Raw genomic sequence first — 23,531 nt, forward strand, 5'->3', positions numbered from 1 at the left:
CCCGGGACGGGGCGGGCGGCCGGGCCGGGTGAAGATGGACCGTCATGCCGAGCACCGCCGAACCACCCGCCACCGCCGTGAACGCGACCGAGCACGAGAACCCGTCGCGGGGCGGCTTCCAGGTACGGCTGGACAACTTCGAAGGCCCCTTCGACCTGCTGCTCAGCCTGATCGCCAAGCACAAGCTCGACGTCACCGAGGTGGCGCTGGCCACCGTCACGGACGAGTTCATGGCGCACATCCGGGCGATGGGCCCGGACTGGGACCTGGACGCGGCGACCGAGTTCCTGGTCGTCGCCGCGACCCTGCTCGACCTCAAGGCCGCCCGGCTGCTGCCCGCCGCCGAGGTCGAGGACGAGGAGGACCTGGCGCTGCTGGAGGCCCGCGACCTGCTGTTCGCCCGGCTGCTGCAGTACCGGGCGTACAAGCGGGCGGCGGCCCTGTTCGGCGAGCGCTGGGCCGCCGAGCTGGCCCGGCGCCCGCGCACCGTCGGGCTGGAGCCGCGGCACGCCGCGCTGCTGCCCGAGGTGGTGATCACCGTCGGCCCGGAGCGGCTCGCGCAGCTGGCGGCCAAGGCCATGGAGCCCAAGCCGAAGCCGGTCGTGTACGTCGACCACATCCACAGCCCGCCGGTCAGCGTGCGCGAGCAGGCCGGGCTCGTGGTCGGGCTGCTCACCGAGCTGGGCGAGGCGTCGTTCCAGCGGCTGGTCGCGGACGCGCCGGACGACCTGGTGGTCGTCGCCCGCTTCCTGGCGCTGCTGGAGCTGTACCGGGAGCGGGTGCTGGCCTTCGAGCAGCCGGAGGCGCTGGGCGAGCTGCTGGTGCGCTGGGTGGCGGAGGCGGATCGGGGCTCGGTCGAGGTGACGGACGAGTTCGATCGGCCGGCGGGAGAGCGGGAGCGGGAGGAGAGTCGATGAGCGGCGGGAGTGGAAGCGGGGGCGGGGGCGGGGGCGGGGGCGGCTGGAGCGGGGGCGGCTGGAGCGAGGGCGGCGGGCGGCCGGTGCGGCGCCCGCTCGGGCTGCCGGGGCGGCCGCGGGTCGAGGAGTGGCTGGAGCCGGCCTTCGAGCTGCTGCCGGAGCCGATTGCGGAGCCGGTGCCGGTGGCGGTGCCTGTGGTGGAGCCTGCCGGGGCGCCTGAGGTGGCTCCTGTGCCGCCTGTGGCGCTGGTGGAGCCGGTGGAGCCGGTGCCGGCCTCGGGGGAGGGTGAGGCGCGGGTCGGGCACCAGAAGTCGGCTCCGTCGACTTCCGGCGCTACCGATCCGGTCGAGGACGAGGGCCCGGCCGAAGCCGGGCTGAAGGCCGAGCTGGAGGCGATCCTGATGGTCGTCGACGAGCCCGCCGGGGAGGAGCGGCTGGCGGGCGTGCTGGAGCGACCCCGGGCGCAGGTGGCCGTGGCGCTGCGCGAACTGTCCGCCGAGTACACCGCCCAGGGCCGGGGATTCGACCTGCGGCTGGTCGCCGGCGGGTGGCGGTTCTACAGCCGGGACACCTGCGCGCCGGCCGTCGACCGCTTCCTGCTGGACGGCCAGCAGGCCCGGCTGACGCAGGCCGCGCTGGAGACCCTGGCGGTCGTCGCCTACCGGCAGCCGGTGTCCAGATCCCGGGTTTCCGCCGTCCGTGGTGTGAACTGTGACGGCGTGATGCGTACCCTGGTACAGCGAGGACTGGTGGAAGAGGCCGGATCCGAGCCCGAAACAGGTGCGATCCTGTATCGGACGACGAACTACTTCCTGGAACGGATGGGGCTCCGCGGCCTGGACGAGCTGCCGGAGCTTGCTCCCTTCCTGCCCGAGGTCGACGACGTGGAAGCGGAGTCCCTGGAGGGCACGATGATCGCGGAGGCGGTCGCCGCCGCTGCCGTACAGGTCGTGGACGGCAGTGGCGAGGCCGGTCGGGCTGCGCCTGATCGGTAGGGGGCGGTGAGGTCGGCCGAAACGACCGCACATCCCAGACGGAACGACGTACGGACACTTTGATGCGTAGCAGTGGCAACGGCAGGAACGGCAGCGGCGGCGGCAGCGGTCGCGGCGGACAGGGCGGGGGCCGGGGCGGCAGCTCCTACGGCGGCAGCGGCAGCGGCCGCGGCGGCTCGGGCTCGGGTTCGGGTTCGGGTTCGGGCTCCCGTGGGGGTTCGTATGGTGGCGGCTCGGGTTCGGGCTCCCGTGGGGGTTCGTATGGTGGCGGCTCGGGTTCGGGCTCCCGTGGGGGTTCGTACGGCGGTGGCTCGGGTTCGAGCTCCCGCGGCGGTTCGTACGGTGGCGGTTCGGGTTCGAGCTCCCGGGGCGGCTCCGGCTCGTACGGGCGGGACAGCCGTCGCGACGACCGGCGGGACGATCGCCGCGATGACCGCCGGTACCCGGACCGCCCGCTGCGGCCCGAGGAGCGGCGCTACGACCGCCCCGAGTTCGGCGGCGGCCCCAACGCCACCCCCGCCCGCGGCGGCTTCGCCGGCCGGCGCCCCGGCCCGGCCCCGCGTCCGCGTCGTGAGGGCCAGGGCGCCCCGGGCGACCCGCGCCGCCAGCCGCAGCGCTCGCGCGAACTGCAGGCCAAGATCGAGGACGCCGTCCTCGCCCGGCACGACAAGCCCGCCGTCAAGCTGCCCAAGACCTTCGGCGAGCCCGAGGGCGAGCGCCTGCAGAAGGTGCTGGCCCGGGCCGGCATCGGCAGCCGCCGCGCCTGCGAGGAGCTGATCGAGCAGGGCCGGGTCGAGGTCAACGGCAAGCGCGTCACCGAGCAGGGCAAGCGGGTCGACCCGCAGAACGACGAAATCAAGGTGGACGGCCTGACCGTCGCCACCCAGTCGTACCTGTTCTTCGCGCTCAACAAGCCGGCCGGCGTGGTCTCCACCATGGAGGACCCGGACGGGCGGCAGTGCCTCGGCGACTACGTGACCAACCGGGAGACCCGGCTGTTCCACGTCGGCCGCCTGGACACCGAGACCGAGGGAATCATCCTGCTCACCAACCACGGCGAGCTGGCCCACCGCCTCACCCACCCCCGGTACGGCGTGACCAAGACCTACCTGGCCGCCATCCAGGGGCCGATCCCGCGTGACCTGGGCAAGCAGCTGGCCCAGGGCGTGGAGCTGGAGGACGGCTACGCGCGCGCCGACAGCTTCAAGGTGATCTCCAACGTCGGCAAGAACTACCTGGTCGAGGTGACCCTGCACGAGGGCCGCAAGCACATCGTCCGCCGGATGCTGGCCGAGGCCGGCTTCCCGGTCGAGAAGCTGGTGCGCACGCACTTCGGTCCGATCGCGCTGGGCGACCAGAAGTCGGGCTGGCTGCGCCGCCTGACCAACCCCGAGGTGGGGCAGCTGATGCGCGAGGTCGGTCTGTAGACCGGTCGGTATATTTCTGTAGACCGGTCGGCATAGAACCCGGGCGATATGTAGACCGGTCGGTATATTCGGGTTTCTGTTGAGGGCCTCCCCGTCGAGTGACGGGGAGGCCCTCAGCCGTTCGGCGGGGGCGGGGTGTGAGGCGGGCCGCAACCCCTGGTCACGGCCTTGTCAGCGTCATGATCCGTGGCAGAGGATGGCCACCGGACCACCACCCGCCCAGTGGCGGGACTGCGCCAGGGCGGGCGCCGGTGGGGGCGAACGGGGGAGACGGCGTCGTGTCCGATGCACCACTCAGCGCACTGGGACTGGCCGAGCCGGACGGACTGGTCTACGCGACGCTGGTGGCCAATCCGCAGTCCACCGCGGAGGAGCTGGCCGCCAGCTGCGGCCTGACGCTCCAGCAGGGCGTGCGCGCCCTGGACCGGCTGGCGCAGCAGGGTATGGCGACCCGGGCGCCGGTCGACCGGCAGCGCTACCTGCCGGTCGCCCCCGACGTCGCGATCGGCACCCTGATCGGCCACCGCGAGTCCGAACTGCGGCACGCCCGGGCCGAGATGCACCGCCTGATGGATGCCTTCCGGGAAGCCTCCCGGTACACCGACCCGGCGCACTCGGTGGAGGTGCTGACCGGCGGCGAGGCGATCGCGCAGCGACTGGAGCACATCACCGAGACCAGCCAGTACCAGGTCCGCGGCTTCGACCGGCCACCGTACATCCAGGACCCGGTGGCCCCGATCCCGTTGCAGCGGCGGCGGCTGCGGGAGGGCCTGCGGCTGCGGACCATCTACGACCGGGACGCCGTGGCCTGGCCGGGCCGGCTGGAGCGGAACATCCTGGCCGGTGTGGCGGACGGCGAGGAGGCCCGGGTCCGGCCGTCACTGCCGATGAAGATGATCATGTCGGACGACCGGATGGCGATCATCCCGATCAGCGTGGGCGACAGCGTCCTCGACGCCGCGTACGTCATCCACCCCTCCGCCCTGCTCCAGGCGCTGGACACGCTGTTCGAGGCGGAGTGGGAGCGCGCCGTCCAACTGCAGGCCGCGATCGGCACCGGGGACGCGACGTTGGAACCGGAGGCCGACCACCGCAAGCTGCTGGGCCTGCTGGCGGCCGGCCTCACCGACGAGTCGATCGCCCGGTCGCTCGGCTGGAGCGCTCGGACGACCCAGCGCCGGCTGCAGAGCCTGATGCGGTCGCTGGGCGCCACCACCCGCTTCCAGGCCGGCATGGCGGCCCGGGAGCGGGGCTGGCTCTGAGCCGGGGTCGGCTTTGAGCCGGGGTCGGTTCTGGACCGGGGCCGGCTCTGATCAGAGCCGAGCGGGCCGCAGGGGTCGTCAGCTCCAGGGGGTGAGGCTCACCCAGCGGCCGTCCGGGCCGCGCTCAACCTTCAGCAGACCCTGGACGGCGGAGCGGTTGAGCCGTCCGTAGACGTGCGGGAACAGCGCGCCGGGGGTGGCCCCGGGCGGCGGTGCGCCGTGCGGGGCCTCCCACTTGACCATCGGTTCCACCAGCGACTCCTCGATCAGCAGCACCATCAGCGGGTCGGGAGTATCGGCGAAGAAGGCGTTGGCCACCGCGAGCGCCGTCTGCTCGTCCGCCGAGCAGTGGATGAACCCGTCGGTGAGCAGCGACGCGGCGGTGTACGGCCGACCGGGGTCGGCCAGCCAGTCGTCCAGGGGGGTGAGGTGGAGGATCATGTTCCTGTTCTACCCGGTTTGGTCTGGTCCTGAGTGGTCGTCACGAGTGGATCGGCGTGGAGCCCGGGGGCGGGGTGCTCGGGTCTGGGCGGTCGGGGCCGGGGTGCTCAGAGGCCGGCGACCTTGGCGGTCGCGGCGATCTCGTACACCAGCGTGACCGTCCGGCGGGCGCCCGGCCCGAGCGGGACGTCCCAGCGGAGGATGCCCGCGGCGTCGAAGGAGTCCGGCGAGGGGGAGCACTCCTCCTTGCGCAGCCGCACCTCCACCGCCGACACCTCGGAGACCGGCACCCGTTCGCGGACCGCGACGACCTGCTCGTCCCGCTCCTCCGGGCCGGAGAAGCGGGAGAGGTGCAGCCGCACCGTCCGGGTGGTGGTCTGGCGGCCGGTGAGCCCGGCGGTGGCCTGGCGCTCCTCGGTCTCGCGGACCACCCGGTAGCCGTCCGAACTGCCGAACGCCAGCTCGGCCTCGGCGCCGGTGGCGGTGAAGCCCAGCTCGCCCCGGCCGGTGAAGCCGCTGCCGCGGACCAGCTCGACCGGGCCGGCGAGCAGCGGGTGCCCGGCCGCGTTGCGGAACCGGACCACCTGGGTCACCAGCGGGGACAGCTCCGGCGCGCAGGCGTACTCGCTGTTCGCCGGCCCGGTGAAGGCGCCGAGCGGCACCCGGTGCGCCCGGCCGTCGGAGGGCACGGTGGCCGGGGCGGGCGCGGGCAGCACCCGGACCTCCCCGCCGTCGTCCACCCCCGGCACGCCGGCGGCAGGGCCGAGCGTGCTGACCGTCTCCTCGCGCAGCTCCACCTCGACCGTGCGGCGCTCCTCTGCCGTGCGCTCGCGCAGCGACAGCACGTCCTCGGTGACGGCGGGCGGGTCGGTGGCGAGGGCCGAGCGGGCGGTGGAGAAGGTGAGCCGGGCGCCGGTCCAGTCCTCGCCGGTGCGCTGCCAGACCACCGCCTCCGACTCCAGCCGCAGGCTCCCGCCGTCCAGGGTGGCCCGGTACGAGGGGCGCCAGAGCGCGCACGGCACCAGGTGGGTGACGGTCACCCCGCTCGGGCCGGGCTGCGCCGCCTCGACGGTGAGCTCCAGGTGGGCGATCAGCTCGGCCGGGTCCTCCTCGGCCTGGTCGAGGGCGATCAGGGCCTGCGAGCGCTCCTGCTCCAGGCGGCGCAGGCGGGAGTGGGTGGCCCGCAGTTCCTCGCCGTGGCGCTCGCGCTCGACGTCCACCCGGTCCAGCTCGCGGGCCCAGCGGGTGCGTTCGATCTCGCCGATCCCGGCGCCCTCGCCGACCTCGCGCAGCAGGTCGGCGGAGAGCTGGGCGAGCAGTGCCAGCCGGGCCTCCAACCGGGCGCGGGTCTGGTCGGCGAGGCGGCTCTCGGTCTCCAGTTCGTGCAGCCGGCGGCGCAGCCGGGAGTCGTCCGGGCCGGGCGGCAGAGGGGCGCGCGGGCTCCAGTCGCGGACGATCCGGGCGTCCAGCACACGGGTGCCGGGGGCGGTGGTCTCGGCGCGCAGGGTGCGGTCGACGGCGAGCGCGGTGAGCGGGCCCAGCCGCAGCCGCTGGACGCCCGCGGCGAGGTCGACGGTGGCCGTGCGTTCGACCTGGCTGCGGTCCTCCAGGCAGGTGACGGCGGAGACGGGGAGGGGGATGGTCGCTCCGGTCATCGTTCAGTTCCTCCGGTTTCCGCCGACGATGGCCTTTCCGGCCGGGATCTTGATCTGGTAGCCGCCGTCCAGCTCGGTGCGGCCGCCGGGCGGCAGGTCGACCCGCCAGAGCCGGGTGCTGGGCGGGCAGTCCGGTGTGGAGACCGTCGGGGCGTGCCAGTCGGCCCGCTCCTCGATCCGGATCTCGGCGTCGGAGGTGACCGGCACGCGCTCGCGGACCTCCACGGTGACGGTGCGGCCGAGCCGGTTCGCCAGCTGGACGTGCACCCGGTGGTCGAGCACGGTGCTGCTGTTCAGCATGCCCGCGGTGGACTCGTGCAGCTCGGTGCGGCGCGCCACCTCGATGCTCTCGGTCACACCGATGCCCAGGCGCCGCTCACCACCGGGGGCGAGGGTGGGCAGGGCGGCGGTGAGCAGGAACTCCTCGTCGACGGTGACCTCGACCGGGCCGGCGAGCACGGCGCGGTCGGTCCGGTTGGCGAGCACCAGGGTGGCGTACACCTTCTCCTCGACCGAGGGGACGGTGACGTACTCCGGGCGGACGGACACCGGGATCTCGTCGATCGTGACGGTGTGCCAGGTGCCGTCGGACGGGATGTCGGCGGGGGCGGTGGAGTCGAAGCGGTGGTCGAAGGAGCCGGCTGACACGCGGGGCGGGACGGCGTGCCGGGGGAGCGAGAGGTGGCGGACCCGCTCGCCGCCGGAGCCGCCCGGGACCGGCGCGGCCGGCTGCTCGCGGCCGACCCGCTCGGCAGGAGCGCGCAGGGTGCCGCGTTCGGTGGCGGGCGCGTCGGGACCGGCGAGGACGAGGTCGGGATAGTCGAGCAGGGCGGCGTCCGGGGTGAAGCCGGTGACGGGGGCCTCGGTGACGGTGCCGTCGCTGCCGTTGTCGCTGCTGTAGCCCCGGTGGCGGGAACGGCGGGCGGCGGGCTGCAGGTCCGGCGGGGGCGCGCCGCCCGGCGCGACGGGGGCGGGCGGCGGTGGGGAGGCCTGGGGCAGAGGGGTTCGAGGCATCGAGGCGGGTGCGGCGCCGTAGCCGGCGAAGCCGGGCGGGGGCGCCGGGACCGGTTCGTTGACGTCCAGGGTGCCGCCGCGCGAGGCGGGGGAGGCCAGCCGGGCGGCGTCGGCCACGAGCTCGGGGGCGGCCGGGCGTGGACCGGAGGCCCGGGCGCCGCCGAGGCTCCCGACCTCGGGGGTGTAGCCGTACGGGCCCGGGGCCGAGACGGGGAGTGCGGCGGCGTGGCGCGGGGTCGGGCGGGAGCCGGTGCCGGCCGCGTCGTAGCCGGTGAAGAGGTCGGCCAGGCCGGCCGGGGGCTCGCGCCAGCCGGACGGCGGCGGGGCGGGCTGGCTGCGGCCGATCCGCAGCGAGCGGAGCCGGGGCAGGTCGGTGCGGCGGTCGAGGTCGGCGGTGGAGACGGCGAGTCGGACGCCGGACCAGTCCTCGCCGGTCTGCTGGGCGATGACGGCGCGCAGGACGAGTCGGCCGGAGTCGGCGCCGTGGCGGTAGGAGAGGCGGTAGGCGGGCACCCAGCGGGCGGCGGGGACGCCGTACTCCAGCTCGATGTCGAGTCGGGCGGGGGGCTCGGCGGGGGCTGGTCCGGAGGGTTCCGGGGCGGCTTCCGTGGCGGGGTCGGGGGAGGCTTCCGGGGCGGGCTCCGGGGCGGGCTCCGGGGTGGTTTCCGCGGTGGGTGTGGTGAGGGTGAGCAGGACGGTGGCGGCGGTCTCGACCGGGAGGGCGGGGCCGGCGGTGGACACGCGGTCCAGCCGGTCGGCGGCCAACTCGCGCTCGTGGTCGGCGAGTTCGATCTCCTGGGTGAGCTCCTCGGCGCGCTCCTGGAGCCGGGCCAGGCGCTCGTCGACGAAGTCGGCGAGCTCCAGCCAGGCGTCGGCGGGCGTACGGCGCAGCGGCTCCTCGCGCCGTCGCGGCGGCACGGCGCGCAGCGCGGAGGTCTCGGCGATCGCGGTCAGGACCAGCCGGTGGCGCTCGGTGAGCGTGCTCTGGCGCTCCATGGCATCGTCCAACTCGCGGCGGAGCCGGGGGAGTTCTGCTGGTTCGTGGAACTCGGCGAGCAGCTCCAGCCGGGCCTCGGTGACCGCCGCCCCGGCCGGGCCACCGAGCACCCGGGCGCGCAGCGAGCGGCCGTCCAGCGAGGACGGCAGGCCGGTCAGCCGCAGCCGGCCGCCGGCCGGGACCGGGACGCTGGCCCGGCGGCGGCACACCGCGCCCTCGGCGTACACCGCGACCGAGTCCAGGACAGACGGGTGGGCGGGGACGGCCGGCGGTTTCGACTGCCCGGCCCCGCCGCCGTGCCGATCGTCGCCGTCGTGCCGGCTGTCAACGCCGTCCCGGTTGTCCACGCTGTGCCGGTTGTCGACGCCGTGCTGATCGTCGCCGCTGTGCTGATCGTCCATGCGCAACCCCTTCGTTCGCGTGCCGTGTTCCGTTCGCGTGCCGTGTTCCGCGTGTCGCCCGCGCCGCGTTGGCGGTCAGTCTGCCCGGCTTCGGTGCGGGCGTCGCCGGATTTCGCGGGGCGCGGCGTGGGTGCCCGCCGCCGGGCCCGCCGTGCGTCCGCACGCTGTGGGACGGGGGTGGGGCCGGCGCGGTTGCCCACCCGGTGGGCGGTGGGGGCACCGGTGGGGTGGATGCGAGAGGATGGGGCGGGTGTGTTCCCGGCCCGTCTCGGGAGCCCGGCCGGCCCGAGAACCAGAGACCCCGAGTACCCGCGTACCCGAGAATTCGAGAAGGAGCGCGACCCGCCATGCGCACTGCCGTCGTCGTCGGTACCGGACTGATCGGCACCTCCGCCGCGCTCGCCCTGGCCGGCCGCGGGCTGACCGTCCACCTGGAGGACGCCGATCCGGACGCCGCCCGGACCGCGGCCTCGCTCGGCGCCGGTACCACCGAGCCGGCCGAGGGCCCGGTCGACCTGGCGATCATCGCCGTCCCGCCCGCCCTGGTCGGCAAGGTGCTCGCGGACTGCCAGCGCCGCAATCTGGCCCGCTGGTACACCGACGTCGCCAGCGTCAAGGCCGGTCCGCGCAGCGAGGTCGCCGCGCTCGGCTGCGACACCGTCCACTACATCGGCAGCCACCCGATGGCCGGCCGCGAGCGCTCCGGCCCGCTGGCCGCCCGCGCCGACCTGTTCGAGGGCCGGCCCTGGGTGCTCACCCCCACCGACGACACCGACACCGAGACGCTCAACGCCGCCTTGGAGCTGGTCGCGCTCTGCGGCGCGATGCCGATCGTGATGGACGCGGCCGCGCACGACCGCGCCGTCGCCCTGGTCTCGCACGCCCCGCAGCTGGTGTCCTCGCTGGTCGCCGCCCGGCTGGAGCACGCCGACGAGACCGCCATAAGGCTCTCCGGCCAGGGTGTCCGGGACGTCACCCGCATCGCCGCCTCCAACCCCGGCATGTGGGTCGACATCCTCTCCGCCAACGCGGGTGCCGTCGCCGACATCCTGGAGGAGGTGGCCGTCGACCTCGGCGACACCGTCACCGCGCTGCGCGCCCTGGATGCCGCCGAGGAGGGCGAGCGCCGGGGGGGCGCGGCCGGGATCGAGGCGGTCATGCGGCGCGGCAACACCGGCCAGGCCCGCATCCCCGGCAAGCACGGCGCGCCGCCCACCCGGTACGAGACGGTGGCCGTGGTGCTCGGTGACCAGCCCGGCGAGCTGGGCCGGCTGTTCGGCGAGGTCGGCGCGGCCGGGGTCAACATCGAGGACGTCGTCATCGAGCACTCGACCGGGCAGCAGGTGGGCTTCGTCCAGCTGTCGGTGGCGCCGGGGGCGGTCAAGCCGCTCACGGTGGCGCTGCGGGCGAGTGGGTGGAGCGTTCGGGACTGAGGGCCCTCGGGGCGGAGGGGCTGAGGGGCTGAGGTCTTCCGGGCCTGAGGGGCTGAGGTCTTCGGGGCCGGAGGGGCTACTGAGGAGCTAGTGAGGGGCTACTGAGGGGTTTGTCGACGGGGGGGAAATGATCATCGAGTTGCCGCTGGGCGAGACCCGGCACGGGTCCTCCGGCCGGTTGGAGGACCTGGGGAACGAGCGGTTCCTGCGGGCGGTGGTGGGCGGTGGGTTCCGGATCCGCCACCGAAGCGTCGAGACGCTGGTCGAACTGCCCAGGCCGGAGCCGCTGTACCTCGAGTTCGCGGAGCCGGAGCCGACCTGGAGCCTGCTGGTGCGGGCGGCCCACGCCGCCTTCGCCGAGCACCTGCCGTTGAGCCTGTCGCCGGACGTGCTCTGGTACGCGGTGGTGCACGAGGTGGCGGTGCACGTGCGGTTGAACGCCTCGGTGTACGAGGGGCTGTTCACGGCGCCTCCCGGGGTGAAGCGGCAGATCGTGGTCCGGGACGACGGTCTGCTCGGGTCGGGGCCGGACTGGGCGCGGTCGATCCGGCTGGTGCGGGAGCCGCTGACGGAGGCGGTCGGGTCGGAGCTGGTGGAGCTGTTCCGGCCGACGTTCTCGACGACGAGCCCGGACGACGAGTCCTCGACGCTGGTGGCGCTGATGGACGTGGTCAGCCCGTACTACGACTTCCGCTGGGAGACCCGCTGCGGCATCCCCCGGATCCGGCTGGAGGGCACGGCCGAGGACTGGGCGCTGCTGGCGGCGCGGGTCGGCGAGCTCGCGGCGCGCTTCGACCTGCTGGCGCCGTGGTTCGCCGAGCTGCGCCCGGTGGTCGACGAGATCGCGGCGACGGCGGCGGGCGGCCCGGTGGACGAGCGCTTCTGGCGTTCGTTCCACAAGTGGGAGTCGATGTCCGGCGGCCCGCAGGTGACCGGCTGGCTCACCACCTTCTTCGCGCACACTCAGACGGCGGCCGGCCCCCGGCTGCGGGAGTCCTTCGGCTGGTGGGAGGCGGCGAACGCCTCCTACCACCGGGACCGCTTCGTGCCGAACGACTTCCCGTCCCACGTCTCGAAGGTGCCCTTCGTCTGGGACCGCATCGGCACCGAGCTCCCGATGGCCTTCGTGGGCGGCGTCCTCGGCATCGAGCGGGACGGCGAGTACCTGCGGCCCCGGCTCGGGAACGCCGTTCTGCAGATCCGGCGGGCGGGACCGAGGCCTGAGGTGGGGCCGAGGCCTGAGACGGGGGCTGCCGGGGCCTGAGGCGGGCGGGGTCGGGGTGTGGCGGCGGTCCATTAACCTTGAGGGAGACAATCCCCGGTCGTGTGCCTGCCCAGGCTCCCGGGTCCAGTGTTTAGAGAGAGGTTCGCCCCGTGGATACTGCCGACCGAGCGCACGCCCCGGTCGTCGTCGCCATCGACGGACCCTCCGGCTCCGGCAAGTCGACCGTCTCGCGGGCGGTGGCCGCCAGGCTGGGCCTGAGCTTCCTGGACACCGGCGCCATGTACCGGGCGATGACCTGGTGGATGCTGGCCAACGAGGTCGACGTGACCGACGCGGAGGCGGTGGCCGTCGCGTGCGGCAAGCCGGTGATCGTGTCGGGCACGGCCGCGGACGGCCCCACTATCACGGTGGACGGCCAGGACGTCTCCGGACCGATCCGCGGCCCCGAGGTGACGGCACAGGTCAGCGCCGTGTCCGCGGTGCCGGCGGTGCGGGCCCGGCTGGTGGAGCTGCAGCGTGGCTGCGCCGAGGTCGCCGAGCGCGGCATCGTGGCCGAGGGCCGGGACATGGGGACGGTGGTGTTCCCGAACGCCACCGTCAAGGTCTTCCTGACCGCCTCCGAGCGGGCCCGGGCCGAGCGCCGGGCGGCCGAGCTGCGCGCCAAGGGCGTCGATGAGGCGATCATCACCGCGATGGCCGCCGACCTCGCCCGCCGGGACGCCGCCGACTCCTCCCGGAAGACGGCCCCGCTGGCCCAGGCCGCGGACGCCGTCCTGGTGGACACCAGCGAGCTCACCCTGGAGCAGGTGATCGACCGGATCGCCGCGCTCGTGGAGGAGCGGGCCGGGATGTCGTCGGTCTGACCGGACACATCGGTGTGACCGAACACGTCGATCGGACCGAACACGTCGATCGGACCGGATACGCCGATCCGACCAGACATGTCGTCGGTACGACGACCGAATGACCCGTGGTGCCGCCGAGGCGCCGCGGAGAACCAATCGCGCTGCCCCGAGCGGGGCAGGTACGCACGGCACGCCCCTGGGAAGGGCCGGGCCGGGAAACGGAACAGACGAACATGACCGCAGAGCACTCTGACACCAGCCCTGGTGAACTGGACGCCGCCGACTACGCCGAGTTCATGGCCCTCGCCGCCGAGGAGGGCTTCGACGTCGACGGCGTGGACGGCTTCGACGGCGCCGAGCACATCCCGCTGCCGGTGCTGGCCGTCGTCGGCCGCCCGAACGTCGGCAAGTCGACCCTGGTGAACCGCATCATCGGCCGCCGCGAGGCCGTCGTCGAGGACAAGCCGGGCGTCACCCGCGACCGGGTCACCTACGAGGCCAGCTGGAACGGCCGCCGCTTCAAGGTCGTCGACACCGGTGGCTGGGAGATCGACGTCCTCGGCATCGACGCGCTGGTGGCCGCGCAGGCCGAGCTGGGCATCGAGCAGGCCGACGCGGTGCTGTTCGTCGTCGACGCCACCGTCGGCGCCACCGACACCGACGAAGCCCTGATCAAGCTCATCCGCCGGGCCGGCAAGCCGACCGTGCTGTGCGCCAACAAGGTCGACGGCCCGTCCACCGAGGCCGAGGCCGCGTACCTGTGGTCGCTGGGCCTGGGCGAGCCGTTCCCGGTCTCCGCGCTGCACGGGCGCGGCTCGGGCGACCTGCTCGACGCCGTCATGGCCGCGCTGCCCGAGGCCCCGCCGCAGACCTTCGGCGACGCCGCCCCCGGCGGACCACGCCGCGTCGCGCTGATCGGCCGTCCGAACGTCGGCAAGTCCAGCCTGCTGAACAAGGTCGCCGGCGAGGAGCGGGTGGTCGTCAACGAGCTGGCCGGCACCACCCGCGACCCGGTCGACGAGATGATCGAACTCGGCGGCAAGACCTGGAAGTTCGTCGACACCGCCGGTATCCGCCGCCGGGTCCACCTGACCGCCGGCGCCGACTTCTACGCCTCGCTGCGCACCTCCTCCGCGCTGGACAAGGCCGAGGTCGCGGTCATCCTGATCGACGCCAGCGAGACCCTCGCCGAGCAGGACACCCGGATCATCTCGATGGCTGTCGAGGCCGGGCGCGCCGTCGTCATCGCCTACAACAAGTGGGACCAGCTGGACGAGGAGCGCCGCTACTACCTGGAGCGCGAGATCGAGCGCGACCTCGTCCAGGTGCAGTGGGCCCCCCGGGTCAACGTCTCGGCGAAGACCGGCCGGCACATGGAGAAGCTCGTCCCGGCGATCGAGACCGCGCTGGAGGGCTGGGAGACCCGCATCCCGACCGCGCGGCTGAACGCCTTCCTCGGCGAGCTGGTGGCCGCCCACCCGCACCCGATCCGCGGCGGCAAGCAGCCGCGCATCCTGTTCGGCACCCAGGCGGGCATCCGTCCGCCGCGGTTCGTGCTGTTCGCCTCGGGCTTCCTGGAGGCCGGCTACCGGCGCTTCATCGAGCGCCGGCTGCGCGAGGAGTTCGGATTCGTCGGGACGCCGATCTCGATCTCGGTGCGGGTGCGGGAGAAGCGCAAGAAGAAGTAGAGCGCCGGCGGGTACCACCGACAGCGGTCGGCAGGTACCGGCACCGGTTCCGGTAGTAGGTGTGGGCGAGGGCCCCGTCACGGTCGTGGCGGGGCCCTCGCTTGCTGTTGGTGGTGGCCTGTCAGTGGTGCTCGCCGTTGCGGCCCGGGGGGAGGGAGAGCATCTGGCGGTGGCGGCCGCCGGTGGGCGGGACGGTGGCGACTCCGGTGGCGGTGCCCATCGCGGGGGAGGGTGCCGGGGGCGGCGCCGGCATCGGGTGCGGGATCGCGCCCAGGTAGCCGGCGGCCACCCAGCCCTGACCGTTGGTGAACTGGGGGGCGGGGGACTGGTGGTGCTGCGGGACGGCGGCCGCCGGGGCGGCCTGGCCGAAGCCGTCGCTGGTGGGGGCGGCGGGCTCGGGGTGGGGGTGGAGGTGTGCCTGGGGGGCGTTGTGGCCGGTGTGGCCCGTGTGGGTGGCATGGGCGGCGTGGGCGGTATGGCTGGTGGCCTGCGTGCCGGCGTGTCCGGTGCTGTGTTCGGTGCTGTGGCCTCCGGTGTGGCCGGGCTGCTGGCTCGGCATGAACTGCGGTAGGCCTGGCGCCTGCCCCCCGTAGGTGTGGAAGGCCTGGTGCTGGGGCGGGTACGGGCGCGGGTCGCCGAGTACGGGGTAGCCGTCGCGGACCGCGAAGCCCGTGAACGTCAGGCCCTCCTCGCCCGAGCGGTCGCCCGGAAGCGCGCGGAACAGCCGTCGGTACTCGGAGTACAGCTCGTCGTAGATCGGCGTCGTCGAGTGCGGGTGCTCCGCGTCGTACGACGGGCGCATGCCCGGGATCGAGCGGGGGACGGTGGTGGACCGGCCGGAGGACGCGGAGACGTCGTAGCTGTACACACAGGGGCCAACGAGCGAGGGGGCACGGGGATGCGGGGTGCCGGGACCCGGCCGGAAGGCGGCCCACACCGAGCGGGGAGGCCGCCTTCCGACGGGTGCGGTGGCGCGGGAGCAGTGTGCAGGTGGCACAGGCGGCGCGGACGCCGCCGGTGCCGGTCGGCTCAGGTACCGGCGAGCGGGAGGGAGGCGGCAACCACCTGTCCCAGCGCAACCGCCCGCTCCAGGGCCTGGCGGAGCAGGTCCTCGCGCGGCTGGCGGCCGACCATCCCGGCCGGGACGGCGTACATGGTCACCTCGGAGAGCTGGCTGGCGGCCATCCGCCAGGCGTCGGTGACCTGGAGCGGCTGGTGCGCCTGCCACCAGCCGGTGCTGCCGCCGGAGGCCGCGGGCTGCAGCACCGCGTGCAGCTTGCCCATCGCCACCAGGACCGACCAGCCGGGCAGTTGGTCCGGCGTCTGGTCGAGGTCGGTGATGCGCTGGAACCCGGCGTCCTGGAGCAGGTCGAGGAACTCGTCCTCGCCCGAGGTGCTGCCGGGGCGCCCGACCGGACCGGTCGGCTCGACCACCAGCGAGGCGTGCCCGACCCTGCCGTGCAGCACCAGCCCGCAGGTGATGCCGAGGATGGCGGCCTGGCCCGGCGGGCTCGGCTGGGCGGCGGGAGCCGTCGCGGGGGCGGGGGCCAGCGGGGTGGGCATCGCGGGGGCGGGAATCGCCGGGCTCGCGTGGGCGGCCGGGGCGCCGGCCTGGGCCTGGCTGATGCTGCGGACGGCGCCGACCAGCTGCTCCTCGGCCACCGGCACCACCTGGGACGGGATGCAGCGGGCGTGGGCGAAGGCGAGTACGGCGGTCTCCTCGCCGACGAACAGGACGGTGCTGGTGGGCTCCACGTGGGTGTCGCCGGGGGTGCGGCACGAGGTGCATTCGTAGCTGTCGGGTGCGCGGTCGCCGCCGAGGAGGCGGTCCGCCTCGTCGTCGCCGATCTCGGACCGGACCTCGTCGCTGACGTCGAGCATGCGCGGCACAGGGTCTCCTCGGGTGGGTGCGGTTTGCGGTTCGGGGGTGGACACGGAGAGGTCGTCATGACCAACGGGCCCTTGTGTCAGGCGTCACGGGTGGCTGACGAGGCTGACGGGAATTGCCCCTGATCCGACCGCGCAGCGTGTTCTCGTGGTCGCAATGTGTCGATGTCGATGGCGGGGCTGCCGGAATGAAACCGTGAGGTAGGTCACGCCATCGCGATGTTTGATCTAGGAATCGACGACTAAACGGACATTTCGGGCAAGATTGTGCGGTTATTACCGTCGGTAACCCTTGGCTGAGCTGGGCAGACCGGTGGGGTTTTGGTTTCCCTGCCGACCGGCTCGTAGCTTCGTTGGCGGCGCAACGAGCGCCACCCGGGTTCACCCCCGACGCACCGCCCCTCCGGTTCCGGCCGGATGCGGCAGGTGCCCGCCGACGCGATCGCTCGAACAGGTCGTCGGCGAGCGGCTGGGTGGCCGGGGCGGCAGCGGCACGTCCGACACGTGCACGGCCGTCCGACGGACGCGGCAAGCGAATGCGGCCCTTTCCAGGGTCTGGTTCCGCATGCCCGCCCGGGGCTGTCGAGAGGAACCCCATGACCTTCCGTCACGAGACCGCCGCTGCCACCATCTCCACCGCCACCAAGCGCAACCGCGTCCGGATGGCTGTCGTGGCGGGCGCCGCTGTCGCGGCCCTGCCGGTGGCCGGCCTCGTCACGGCCACCTCCGCCTCCGCCGCCTCCGTCTCCACCTGGGACTCCGTCGCCCAGTGCGAGAGCGGCGGCAACTGGGCCATCAACACCGGCAACGGTTTCTACGGCGGTCTGCAGTTCACCTCCAGCACCTGGGCCGCCTTCGGTGGTACCGCCTACGCCTCGCAGGCCAACCTGGCCACCAAGGCGCAGCAGATCTCGGTCGCCGAGAAGGTCCTGGCCTCGCAGGGTCCGGGCGCCTGGCCCGTGTGCTCCGTCAAGGCCGGTCTGACCAAGGGCGGCGCCCCGGCCGCCGTCGACACCTCGGCGGGTTCCACCGCCGGTTCGACCGCCGCCAAGCCGGCCGCCCCGGCCGCCAAGCCGGCGCAGGCCCCGAAGGCCGACGTCGCCCCGAAGGCCGCGCCGAAGGCTGACGCCGCGCCGAAGAACGTCGCCCCGAAGAGCGATGCCCCGAAGGCCGCGCCGAAGAACGACGCCGCCAAGGGCGCCAAGTCCTGGACCGGCTCGAACGACGCCAAGCCGGCCAAGGGCGACAGCTACACCGTCAAGTCCGGTGACACCCTGAGCTCGATCGCCGCCGCGAAGGGCCTGGACTGGCACGACCTGTACAAGAACAACGCCAAGGTCATCGGTGGCAACCCCGACCTGATCCTCCCGGGCCAGACCCTGAGCATCTGACGCCTGTCGTCGATGCCTCGTCCGGTGCCTGTCGTTTGACGTCTGTTGTCTGACGCGTGCCGTCCGACGCTGTTGTCCGACGGAGCTGTCCGACATCGGCTCAGCGGGCCTCCCGGCCCGGCAGTGTGCTGACACCTCGGCCGCTTCTCCGCTGTGCGGGGGAGCGGCCGTCGGCATGTCCGGCGTGTCGGGGAGGGCGGTGCGGCGGCGCGTCTAGGGTCGCCTGCTGTGCCGCATTCGTGTGACGAGCGTACGCCTGGGGTCGGGCTGCGGTGGGGCGTCGTCGTGCTGGTCCTGGCGGGTGTGGCGACGGCGCCGTCCGGGCGGGCCGGCGCGGCGACCCGGGTCGCGGACATGGTGTGGGACGGACTCGCTCAGTGCGAGATCGGCGGCGACTGGCGGGCCGATTCCGGCAACGGCTGCTACGGCGGCCTGCAGATCTGGCCGCCCACCTGGGAGGACGCCGGCGGCCTGCGCTTCGCCGACCGGCCGGACCACGCGAACCGGCGGGAGCAGACGACCGTCGGTGAGGAGATCCTCCGGCGACAGGGGTGGGAGGCGTGGCCCGACTGTGCGCGGGAGCTCGGGCTGATCGGCCCGGCGCCGGGGCCCGGTGGCGGCCCGGGTGGCTGAGGCCGGTCTGGCCTGGCCTGGCCGCTGCAGGTGACGCTCTCGGTGCGGGAGGATGGTGGGGTGATCCAGGGCGAACTGTTCGGTGACCTGCCGGGGTCCCCCGCCGCGCGCGGACGCGTCGAGCCCGCCCCCGGGGCCGTCCTGCTCCCCGGCTGGCTGGATGCCGAGGCCCAGTTGCGCCTGGTCGCCGCCTGCCGGGAGTGGGCCCGTCCGCCGGCCGGCCTGCACGCCGTGCGGATGCCCACCGGCGGGATGATGTCCGTACGGATGGTCAGCCTCGGATGGCACTGGTACCCGTACGGTTATCGGAGCGCGGCCGAGGACGGTACGCCCGTCAAGCCGTTCCCGCCCGAACTCGGCCGCCTCGCTCGCCGGGCCGTCGCCGACGCCTACGGGGCGGACGCCCGGGAGATCGCCGGCGCCGCTTCGTACGAACCTGACATCGCGATCGTCAACCACTACCCGCACGGCGCGAAGATGGGCCTCCACCAGGACCGCGACGAGCGGATCGACGCGCCCGTGGTCTCGCTCTCGCTCGGCGACGCCTGCGTGTTCCGGCTCGGGAACACCGAGACCCGGACCCGTCCGTGGACCGACCTGGAGCTGCGCAGCGGGGACCTGCTGGTGTTCGGCGGCCCGGCCCGGTTCGCGTACCACGGGGTGGTGCGCACGGTGGCCGGCACGGCGGATCCGGGGCTGGGGCTGGTCGGCCGGCTCAACATCACGGTGCGGCAGTCGGGGCTGGTGGCGGGGGCGGCGGAGGCCTGAGGGTGGTGCGCGTCGGGCGGTGCTCGCCGGCTCGCTGCCTGTCGGCTCGGCGTTCGCTTACTCGTTCGAGTGAATCGGCTCCTTGGGCTCGGTGAGCGGGAATGACCCCGGCCGCCGGAGAATTCGAGTGGGTTGGAGAATTCGATCAGGACGGGTGCCGGCAACCGGACGGAGGACCTCCGCCCTGGCCGCGGGCCCGGAGAGGAAGCGCACGCATGGGTACCCCAGTCGACGACCTTGTCGACCTGCTCGACCTGGAGCAGATCGAACTGAACATCTTCCGCGGGCGCAGTCCCGAGGAGGCGCTGCAGCGGACGTTCGGCGGCCAGGTCGCCGGGCAGGCGCTGGTCGCGGCCGGGCGCACGGTGGACGACGACCGCCCGGTCCACTCGCTGCACTCCTACTTCCTGCGCCCCGGTGTGCCCGGCGTGCCGATCGTCTACCAGGTCGACCGGATCCGCGACGGCCGCTCCTTCACCACCCGCCGGGTGCTCGCCATCCAGGGCGGCCGGTCGATCTTCGCCCTCACCGCCGACTTCCACCTCCCCGAGGAGGGCGGCATCGAGCACCAGTTCCCCGTACCGGCGGTCCCTGCCCCCGAGGCGCTGCCCAGCGCGCTGGACGAGGTCGGCTCCCGGCTCGGCGAACTGCCCCCGTTCATCAGCCACCGTCAGCCGTTCGACATCCGCTACGTCGACCGGCTGCGCTGGACCGAGGAGGAGCTGGTCGGCGTCGAGGCGCGCAGCGGCGTCTGGCTGCGGACCAACGGCCGGCTGCCGGACGACCCGCTGATCCACGTCTGCGCCCTCACCTACGCCAGCGACATGACGCTGCTGGACGCCGTCCGCGCCCCCGTCGAGCCGCTCTGGGGCACCAGGCACTTCGACATGGCCTCGCTCGACCACGCGATGTGGTTCCACCGCCCGTTCCGTACCGACGACTGGCTGCTGTACCAGCAGGAGTCCCCGATAGCCCACGGCGCGCGTGGCCTCGCGCGCGGGGAGATCTTCGACCGGAACGGGCAGCTGGTGGTGTCCGTCGTGCAGGAGGGGCTGTTCCGGCCGCTGCACAAGGGGGCGGCTGAGGGCTGAGCGTCGTCCTGGCGGGCGGCGTGTACGGAGTGTTGCCGTCGTGACACCGTGTTGCCGCCGTATGGCGATTTCGGCGGGCGGGAATGATCCGTCCGGGCGGGCGGCGTTGTGGTGGATGAGCGAGTCGGACGGCCCGAACGGCGGGTCGTCCGAGAACCGGAGCGGGAGGGTGTACCGATGACGGCGACGGCCTCGGAGGACTGGAAGCACTGGAGCGACAACCGGGCGGCGTCGGTGAGTGCGCCGCACGGCCAGCTCGCACTCACCGGCACGTACTGGCTGGAGCCGGAGCCGGCCGAGATCCCCGGCCTGCCCGGGCGCTGGTCGGCCGACGCCGAGGGTGTCCGGGTCCGGGCGGCGGCCGGGGACGGCATCACCGTCGGCGGCGCGGGTGGGCCGGTCGACGGCGAGGCGCTGCTGCGTCCGGACACCGATTCCGCCGCTGACACCGCCACCCTCGGCGACCTGCTGCTCGTCCCGATCGAGCGCGAGGGCGAACTCGCCCTGCGGGTCTTCGACCCGGCCGCGCCACGCCGCACCGCCTTCGCGGGCATCTCCGCCTACCCGTACTCGCCGGAGTGGGCCGTCCCCGCGGTCTTCACCCCGTTCGAGGAGGACGGTGCCCAGTCCGTCCTCGTCCCCAACGCGGACGGCAAGGAGCGCCCGCTGGCCGTCACCGGGCGGATCGCCTTCACCGTCGCCGGCGAGCACCGCACCCTGACCGTCAGCCGCTCCGGCGACCGCCTCTCCGGCGTCATCGCGGACGCGACCAGCGGCATCGACACCTACCGCTTCCGCTTCATCACCCTCCCCGCCCCGGACGCGGACGGCCGCACCGTCCTCGACCTCAACCGGGCCTACCTGCCGCCGTGCGCCTTCGCCGACCACTTCATCTGCCCGTTCCCGCCGCCGGGCAACCGGCTCGACTTCGCGGTGGAGGCGGGTGAGCGACAGGTCCTGAGCAGGTAGGACGGCCGTGGCCCGACCCCGGTGCGGGGAGCGGGGAGGGCAGGGCGGAGCATGGGGGGCTGTGTCGACCGATCATCCTGCCAATTCAGCCCAGCCCTCCCATCCAGCCCAGGCGGACGCCGCGCCTGTAGTTGTCCCCGCACCGGTGGCCGGTCCGGTGTCTGGTCCTGCGGCCGGTCCGGTGTCTGGTCCTGCGGCCGATCCGGTGGCCGCCGAGGCTGGTCCCTGGTACCGCCGGGCCCTCGCCGACCTCAGCCCGCTGCGCGACCACCCCGACTACCGCCGGGTCTGGTTCGGGCAGGCCGTCTCCTCCATAGGTCAGCAGATGACGGCCGTCGCCGTCTCCGTCCAGGTCTACGACCAGACCCGCTCCGCCTTCGCGACCGGCCTGGTCGGCCTGTTCTCCTTCTTCCCGCTCGTCGCCTTCGGCCTGTACGGCGGCGCGATCGCCGACACCGTCGACCGGCGCAAACTCGGCCTGATCGGTTCGGCCGGGCTCGCCGCCGTCTCCGCCGTCCTCGCCGTGCAGGCCCTGGCCGGCATCGGACAGGTCGCCGTCCTCTACGCCGCCGTCGCCGCCCAGGCCGGCTTCTTCGCGCTCAGCTCGCCCGCCCGCTCCGCGATGATCCCCCGGCTGGTGCCCAGCCACCAGCTCCCCGCGGCGAACGCCCTGAACACCGTCAGCATGAACCTCGGCCTCACCGTCGGGCCCATGCTCGGCGGCGTCCTCATCGGCGCCTACGGAGCCCAGGCCGCCTACCTGGTCGACACCGTCGCCTTCGCCGGCACCCTGTACGCGATGTGGCGCCTGCCCGCCATGCGCCCGCTCGGCGACCGCAAGGGCCGCGCCTCCGTCCTCGACGGCCTCCGCTTCCTACGCGAGCAGCCCAACCTGCGCACCAGCTTCCTCGCCGACCTGGCCGCGATGATCTTCGGCATGCCGCGCGCCCTCTTCCCGGCCATCGCGCTCACGTTCTACGGCGGCGACGCCCGCACTGTCGGCTTGCTGGTCTCCGCCCCCGCCGTCGGCGCCCTGATCGGCGCCCTCTTCTCCGGCTGGGTCAGCCGCGTCCACCGCCAGGGCGCCGCCGTCCTCGCCGCCGTCGCCGCCTGGGGCCTCGCCATCGCCGCCTTCGGCGCGCTCCACAACCTGTGGCTCGGCCTCCTCCTGCTCGCGGTCGCCGGCTGCGCCGACACCGTCAGCATGATCTTCCGCAACACGATGATGCAGGTCGCCGCCCCCGACGAGATGCGCGGCCGCCTCCAGGGCATCTTCATCGTCGTCGTCGCCGGCGGCCCCCGCCTCGGCGACTTCGAGTCCGGCGGCGTCGCCGCCCTCACCAACCCCGCCACCTCCGTGATCACCGGCGGCCTCGCCTGCGTCGCCGCCGTCCTCCTCCTCGCCGCCCGCCGCCCCGCCTTCCTCACCTACGACGCCCGTCACCCCACCCCCTGACCCACCCATCGCCAACCGTGCAACCCTGCAGCGAGCACCCCTCGACGTGCTGTATTGTTTTCCACGTCGCCGGGACAACCGGAGACAAGGTCGAGAAGCCCACAGCAGAGCCCCCCAGGCCCCGCTACCGGGCATCCAGACCACGGGACGTGGCGCAGCTTGGTAGCGCACTTGACTGGGGGTCAAGGGGTCGCAGGTTCAAATCCTGTCGTCCCGACTTGCGAATCCGCAGGTCGGAGGCCGTTTCCATCTGAGGATGGGAACGGCCTTTTTGTGCGTGTCACGGGGTGGTGGTCGCAGGGTGGTCGCACCTCGTCTGGTCGCGGAGCGCAGCCGGACGCGGGCTGACCTGGTCAACTCGCCGCTGTGTGGCTGGAGTTGGCGCACGTGGCCCGATCGGTGGCCGGATCGTTAACCACTCACGACGTCCTGTGGTGGGTGACCCCGGGTCGCGAGGTTGACGCGGCCGGGTGTGAGCATCGTTCCATTTATGAGCTTCCTTCCGCTCTGCCCGCATTTTCCGGGCCGGATGTCGGCGCGGGGGCGGCTCCGCAAGGCGAAGCGCTGCGACCACCATGCGACCACCACGCAGGCGGGAGCCGCCTTGGCCAGGCGGCCCTCCTTGCTGGGGCGCAAAGGGGCCCGGCAGGCCGCGGGCTTCGGGAGACGTTGTGCTGAGGGGTGGCGTGCGCCGGGTGCGGCTGGGACAGATCCTCGGCGATGACGTGCCCCTGGGTTCGCTGGGTTCCCTCCCCCTGGACTGCTACAGCGTTCCCGGGGGCCGGGCTGTGCTTCACGGTGACCGGGCGTGCCGTCAGTTGGGGCCAGGTGCGAGGCTGGGTCGTGTCGGGCTCGCGGCCGGGCCGTTGTGCGGGTCCTGCGCGTGGACGTTGCCAGCAGACCATCCCGTGAGCGAGTTCGCGGTCGCGGTGGCAGGGCTGAGAGGACGTTAAGTCCCTTTACTCATGGTTGGGGATCGCTCGTTCGTGTGATCGTTCGATGAACTGACGTGCTGGCCGGGGGGTGGGTGATGTTG

At 73.7% G+C, this 23,531-nt stretch carries 19 protein-coding genes and 1 tRNA gene; 15 read left to right on the forward strand and 5 right to left on the reverse strand.

Going from position 1 to position 23,531, the window contains the following annotated elements:
- Positions 1-44 precede the first annotated feature (44 nt).
- From P3T27_RS38310 to P3T27_RS38325, 4 genes are all read left to right on the forward strand, one after another.
- Complete coding sequence (locus P3T27_RS38310; RefSeq protein ID WP_280685961.1) at positions 45-917, forward strand: segregation/condensation protein A; 873 nt, start codon at positions 45-47, stop codon at positions 915-917.
- Between the two features lie 374 nt (positions 918-1,291).
- Positions 1,292-1,912 carry an SMC-Scp complex subunit ScpB gene (locus tag P3T27_RS38315; RefSeq protein WP_280685982.1) on the forward strand — a complete coding sequence of 207 codons (621 nt, stop codon included), beginning with the start codon at positions 1,292-1,294 and terminating at the stop codon, positions 1,910-1,912.
- A 62-nt stretch (positions 1,913-1,974) separates the two neighbouring features.
- Positions 1,975-3,339 (forward strand): pseudouridine synthase, encoded by a 1,365-nt coding sequence (locus tag P3T27_RS38320; RefSeq protein WP_280685962.1) that lies wholly within the window; start codon positions 1,975-1,977, stop codon positions 3,337-3,339.
- Positions 3,340-3,617: 278 nt separating this feature from the next.
- Entirely contained in the window at positions 3,618-4,601 is a 984-nt protein-coding gene (locus tag P3T27_RS38325; RefSeq protein ID WP_280685963.1) for a helix-turn-helix domain-containing protein, read from the forward strand.
- Between the two features lie 78 nt (positions 4,602-4,679).
- Here the strand turns inward: P3T27_RS38325 and P3T27_RS38330 are convergent, their stop codons facing one another.
- The 3 genes from P3T27_RS38330 to P3T27_RS38340 all read right to left on the reverse strand — a co-directional run bounded on the left by P3T27_RS38330 (position 4,680) and on the right by P3T27_RS38340 (position 9,109).
- Complete coding sequence (locus tag P3T27_RS38330) at positions 4,680-5,042, reverse strand: DUF952 domain-containing protein (RefSeq protein WP_280685964.1); 363 nt, start codon at positions 5,040-5,042, stop codon at positions 4,680-4,682.
- A gap of 107 nt (positions 5,043-5,149) precedes the next feature.
- The gene (locus P3T27_RS38335) at positions 5,150-6,697 is read right to left on the reverse strand and encodes a mucoidy inhibitor MuiA family protein (protein WP_280685965.1); all 1,548 of its coding nucleotides are present in this window, start codon (positions 6,695-6,697) and stop codon (positions 5,150-5,152) included.
- A gap of 3 nt (positions 6,698-6,700) precedes the next feature.
- Complete coding sequence (locus tag P3T27_RS38340) at positions 6,701-9,109, reverse strand: DUF4139 domain-containing protein (RefSeq protein WP_280685966.1); 2,409 nt, start codon at positions 9,107-9,109, stop codon at positions 6,701-6,703.
- Between the two features lie 347 nt (positions 9,110-9,456).
- Between P3T27_RS38340 and P3T27_RS38345 the strand changes: the two genes are divergently transcribed.
- From P3T27_RS38345 to der, 4 genes are all read left to right on the forward strand, one after another.
- On the forward strand, positions 9,457-10,542 hold the full coding sequence (locus tag P3T27_RS38345) for a prephenate dehydrogenase (RefSeq protein WP_280685967.1): 1,086 nt from the start codon (positions 9,457-9,459) through the stop codon (positions 10,540-10,542).
- A 127-nt stretch (positions 10,543-10,669) separates the two neighbouring features.
- Entirely contained in the window at positions 10,670-11,806 is a 1,137-nt protein-coding gene (locus P3T27_RS38350; protein ID WP_280685968.1) for a DUF4419 domain-containing protein, read from the forward strand.
- Between the two features lie 110 nt (positions 11,807-11,916).
- The gene (gene cmk, locus P3T27_RS38355) at positions 11,917-12,630 is read left to right on the forward strand and encodes a (d)CMP kinase (protein WP_280685969.1); all 714 of its coding nucleotides are present in this window, start codon (positions 11,917-11,919) and stop codon (positions 12,628-12,630) included.
- A 215-nt stretch (positions 12,631-12,845) separates the two neighbouring features.
- Complete coding sequence (gene der / locus P3T27_RS38360; RefSeq protein WP_280685970.1) at positions 12,846-14,300, forward strand: ribosome biogenesis GTPase Der; 1,455 nt, start codon at positions 12,846-12,848, stop codon at positions 14,298-14,300.
- A 121-nt stretch (positions 14,301-14,421) separates the two neighbouring features.
- On the opposite strand, the gene P3T27_RS38365 is transcribed toward der, so the two are convergent.
- Together P3T27_RS38365 and P3T27_RS38370 are read right to left on the reverse strand one after the other, a co-directional pair.
- Positions 14,422-15,168 (reverse strand): hypothetical protein, encoded by a 747-nt coding sequence (locus P3T27_RS38365; RefSeq protein WP_280685971.1) that lies wholly within the window; start codon positions 15,166-15,168, stop codon positions 14,422-14,424.
- 161 nt (positions 15,169-15,329) lie between these two features.
- Complete coding sequence (locus P3T27_RS38370; protein WP_280685972.1) at positions 15,330-16,190, reverse strand: hypothetical protein; 861 nt, start codon at positions 16,188-16,190, stop codon at positions 15,330-15,332.
- A 593-nt stretch (positions 16,191-16,783) separates the two neighbouring features.
- Between P3T27_RS38370 and P3T27_RS38375 the strand changes: the two genes are divergently transcribed.
- The 7 genes from P3T27_RS38375 (at position 16,784) to P3T27_RS38405 (ending at position 22,712) form a co-directional block, all read left to right on the forward strand.
- Positions 16,784-17,578: a transglycosylase family protein gene (locus P3T27_RS38375; RefSeq protein ID WP_280685973.1), complete on the forward strand. Its 795-nt coding sequence runs from the start codon at positions 16,784-16,786 to the stop codon at positions 17,576-17,578.
- A 228-nt stretch (positions 17,579-17,806) separates the two neighbouring features.
- Positions 17,807-18,211, forward strand: coding sequence for a transglycosylase family protein (locus P3T27_RS38380; protein WP_280685974.1), 405 nt, complete (start codon positions 17,807-17,809; stop codon positions 18,209-18,211).
- Between the two features lie 60 nt (positions 18,212-18,271).
- Entirely contained in the window at positions 18,272-18,979 is a 708-nt protein-coding gene (locus P3T27_RS38385; RefSeq protein WP_280685975.1) for an alpha-ketoglutarate-dependent dioxygenase AlkB, read from the forward strand.
- A gap of 215 nt (positions 18,980-19,194) precedes the next feature.
- On the forward strand, positions 19,195-20,070 hold the full coding sequence (locus P3T27_RS38390; RefSeq protein WP_280685976.1) for an acyl-CoA thioesterase II: 876 nt from the start codon (positions 19,195-19,197) through the stop codon (positions 20,068-20,070).
- Between the two features lie 177 nt (positions 20,071-20,247).
- A complete protein-coding gene (locus tag P3T27_RS38395; protein WP_280685977.1) occupies positions 20,248-21,039 on the forward strand; it encodes a DUF1684 domain-containing protein in 792 nt (263 codons plus the stop codon).
- A gap of 181 nt (positions 21,040-21,220) precedes the next feature.
- Entirely contained in the window at positions 21,221-22,495 is a 1,275-nt protein-coding gene (locus tag P3T27_RS38400; protein ID WP_280685978.1) for an MFS transporter, read from the forward strand.
- Between the two features lie 143 nt (positions 22,496-22,638).
- A tRNA-Pro gene (locus P3T27_RS38405) sits at positions 22,639-22,712 on the forward strand.
- Positions 22,713-23,531: the final 819 nt, after the last annotated feature.

The sequence above is a fragment of the Kitasatospora sp. MAA19 genome (assembly GCF_029894125.1).
GTDB lineage: Bacteria > Actinomycetota > Actinomycetes > Streptomycetales > Streptomycetaceae > Kitasatospora.

What these genes read in the sequence shown, in the direction of transcription:
- P3T27_RS38310 (WP_280685961.1), top strand. Translation starts at nt 45, where the DNA reads ATGCCGAGCACCGCCGAACCACCCGCCACCGCCGTGAACGCGACCGAG.
- P3T27_RS38320 (WP_280685962.1), top strand. Translation starts at nt 1,975, where the DNA reads ATGCGTAGCAGTGGCAACGGCAGGAACGGCAGCGGCGGCGGCAGCGGT.
- P3T27_RS38330 (WP_280685964.1), bottom strand. Translation starts at nt 5,042, where the DNA reads ATGATCCTCCACCTCACCCCCCTGGACGACTGGCTGGCCGACCCCGGT.
- P3T27_RS38335 (WP_280685965.1), bottom strand. Translation starts at nt 6,697, where the DNA reads ATGACCGGAGCGACCATCCCCCTCCCCGTCTCCGCCGTCACCTGCCTG.
- P3T27_RS38340 (WP_280685966.1), bottom strand. Translation starts at nt 9,109, where the DNA reads ATGGACGATCAGCACAGCGGCGACGATCAGCACGGCGTCGACAACCGG.
- P3T27_RS38345 (WP_280685967.1), top strand. Translation starts at nt 9,457, where the DNA reads ATGCGCACTGCCGTCGTCGTCGGTACCGGACTGATCGGCACCTCCGCC.
- P3T27_RS38350 (WP_280685968.1), top strand. Translation starts at nt 10,670, where the DNA reads ATGATCATCGAGTTGCCGCTGGGCGAGACCCGGCACGGGTCCTCCGGC.
- der (WP_280685970.1), top strand. Translation starts at nt 12,846, where the DNA reads ATGACCGCAGAGCACTCTGACACCAGCCCTGGTGAACTGGACGCCGCC.
- P3T27_RS38375 (WP_280685973.1), top strand. Translation starts at nt 16,784, where the DNA reads ATGACCTTCCGTCACGAGACCGCCGCTGCCACCATCTCCACCGCCACC.
- P3T27_RS38390 (WP_280685976.1), top strand. Translation starts at nt 19,195, where the DNA reads ATGGGTACCCCAGTCGACGACCTTGTCGACCTGCTCGACCTGGAGCAG.
- P3T27_RS38395 (WP_280685977.1), top strand. Translation starts at nt 20,248, where the DNA reads ATGACGGCGACGGCCTCGGAGGACTGGAAGCACTGGAGCGACAACCGG.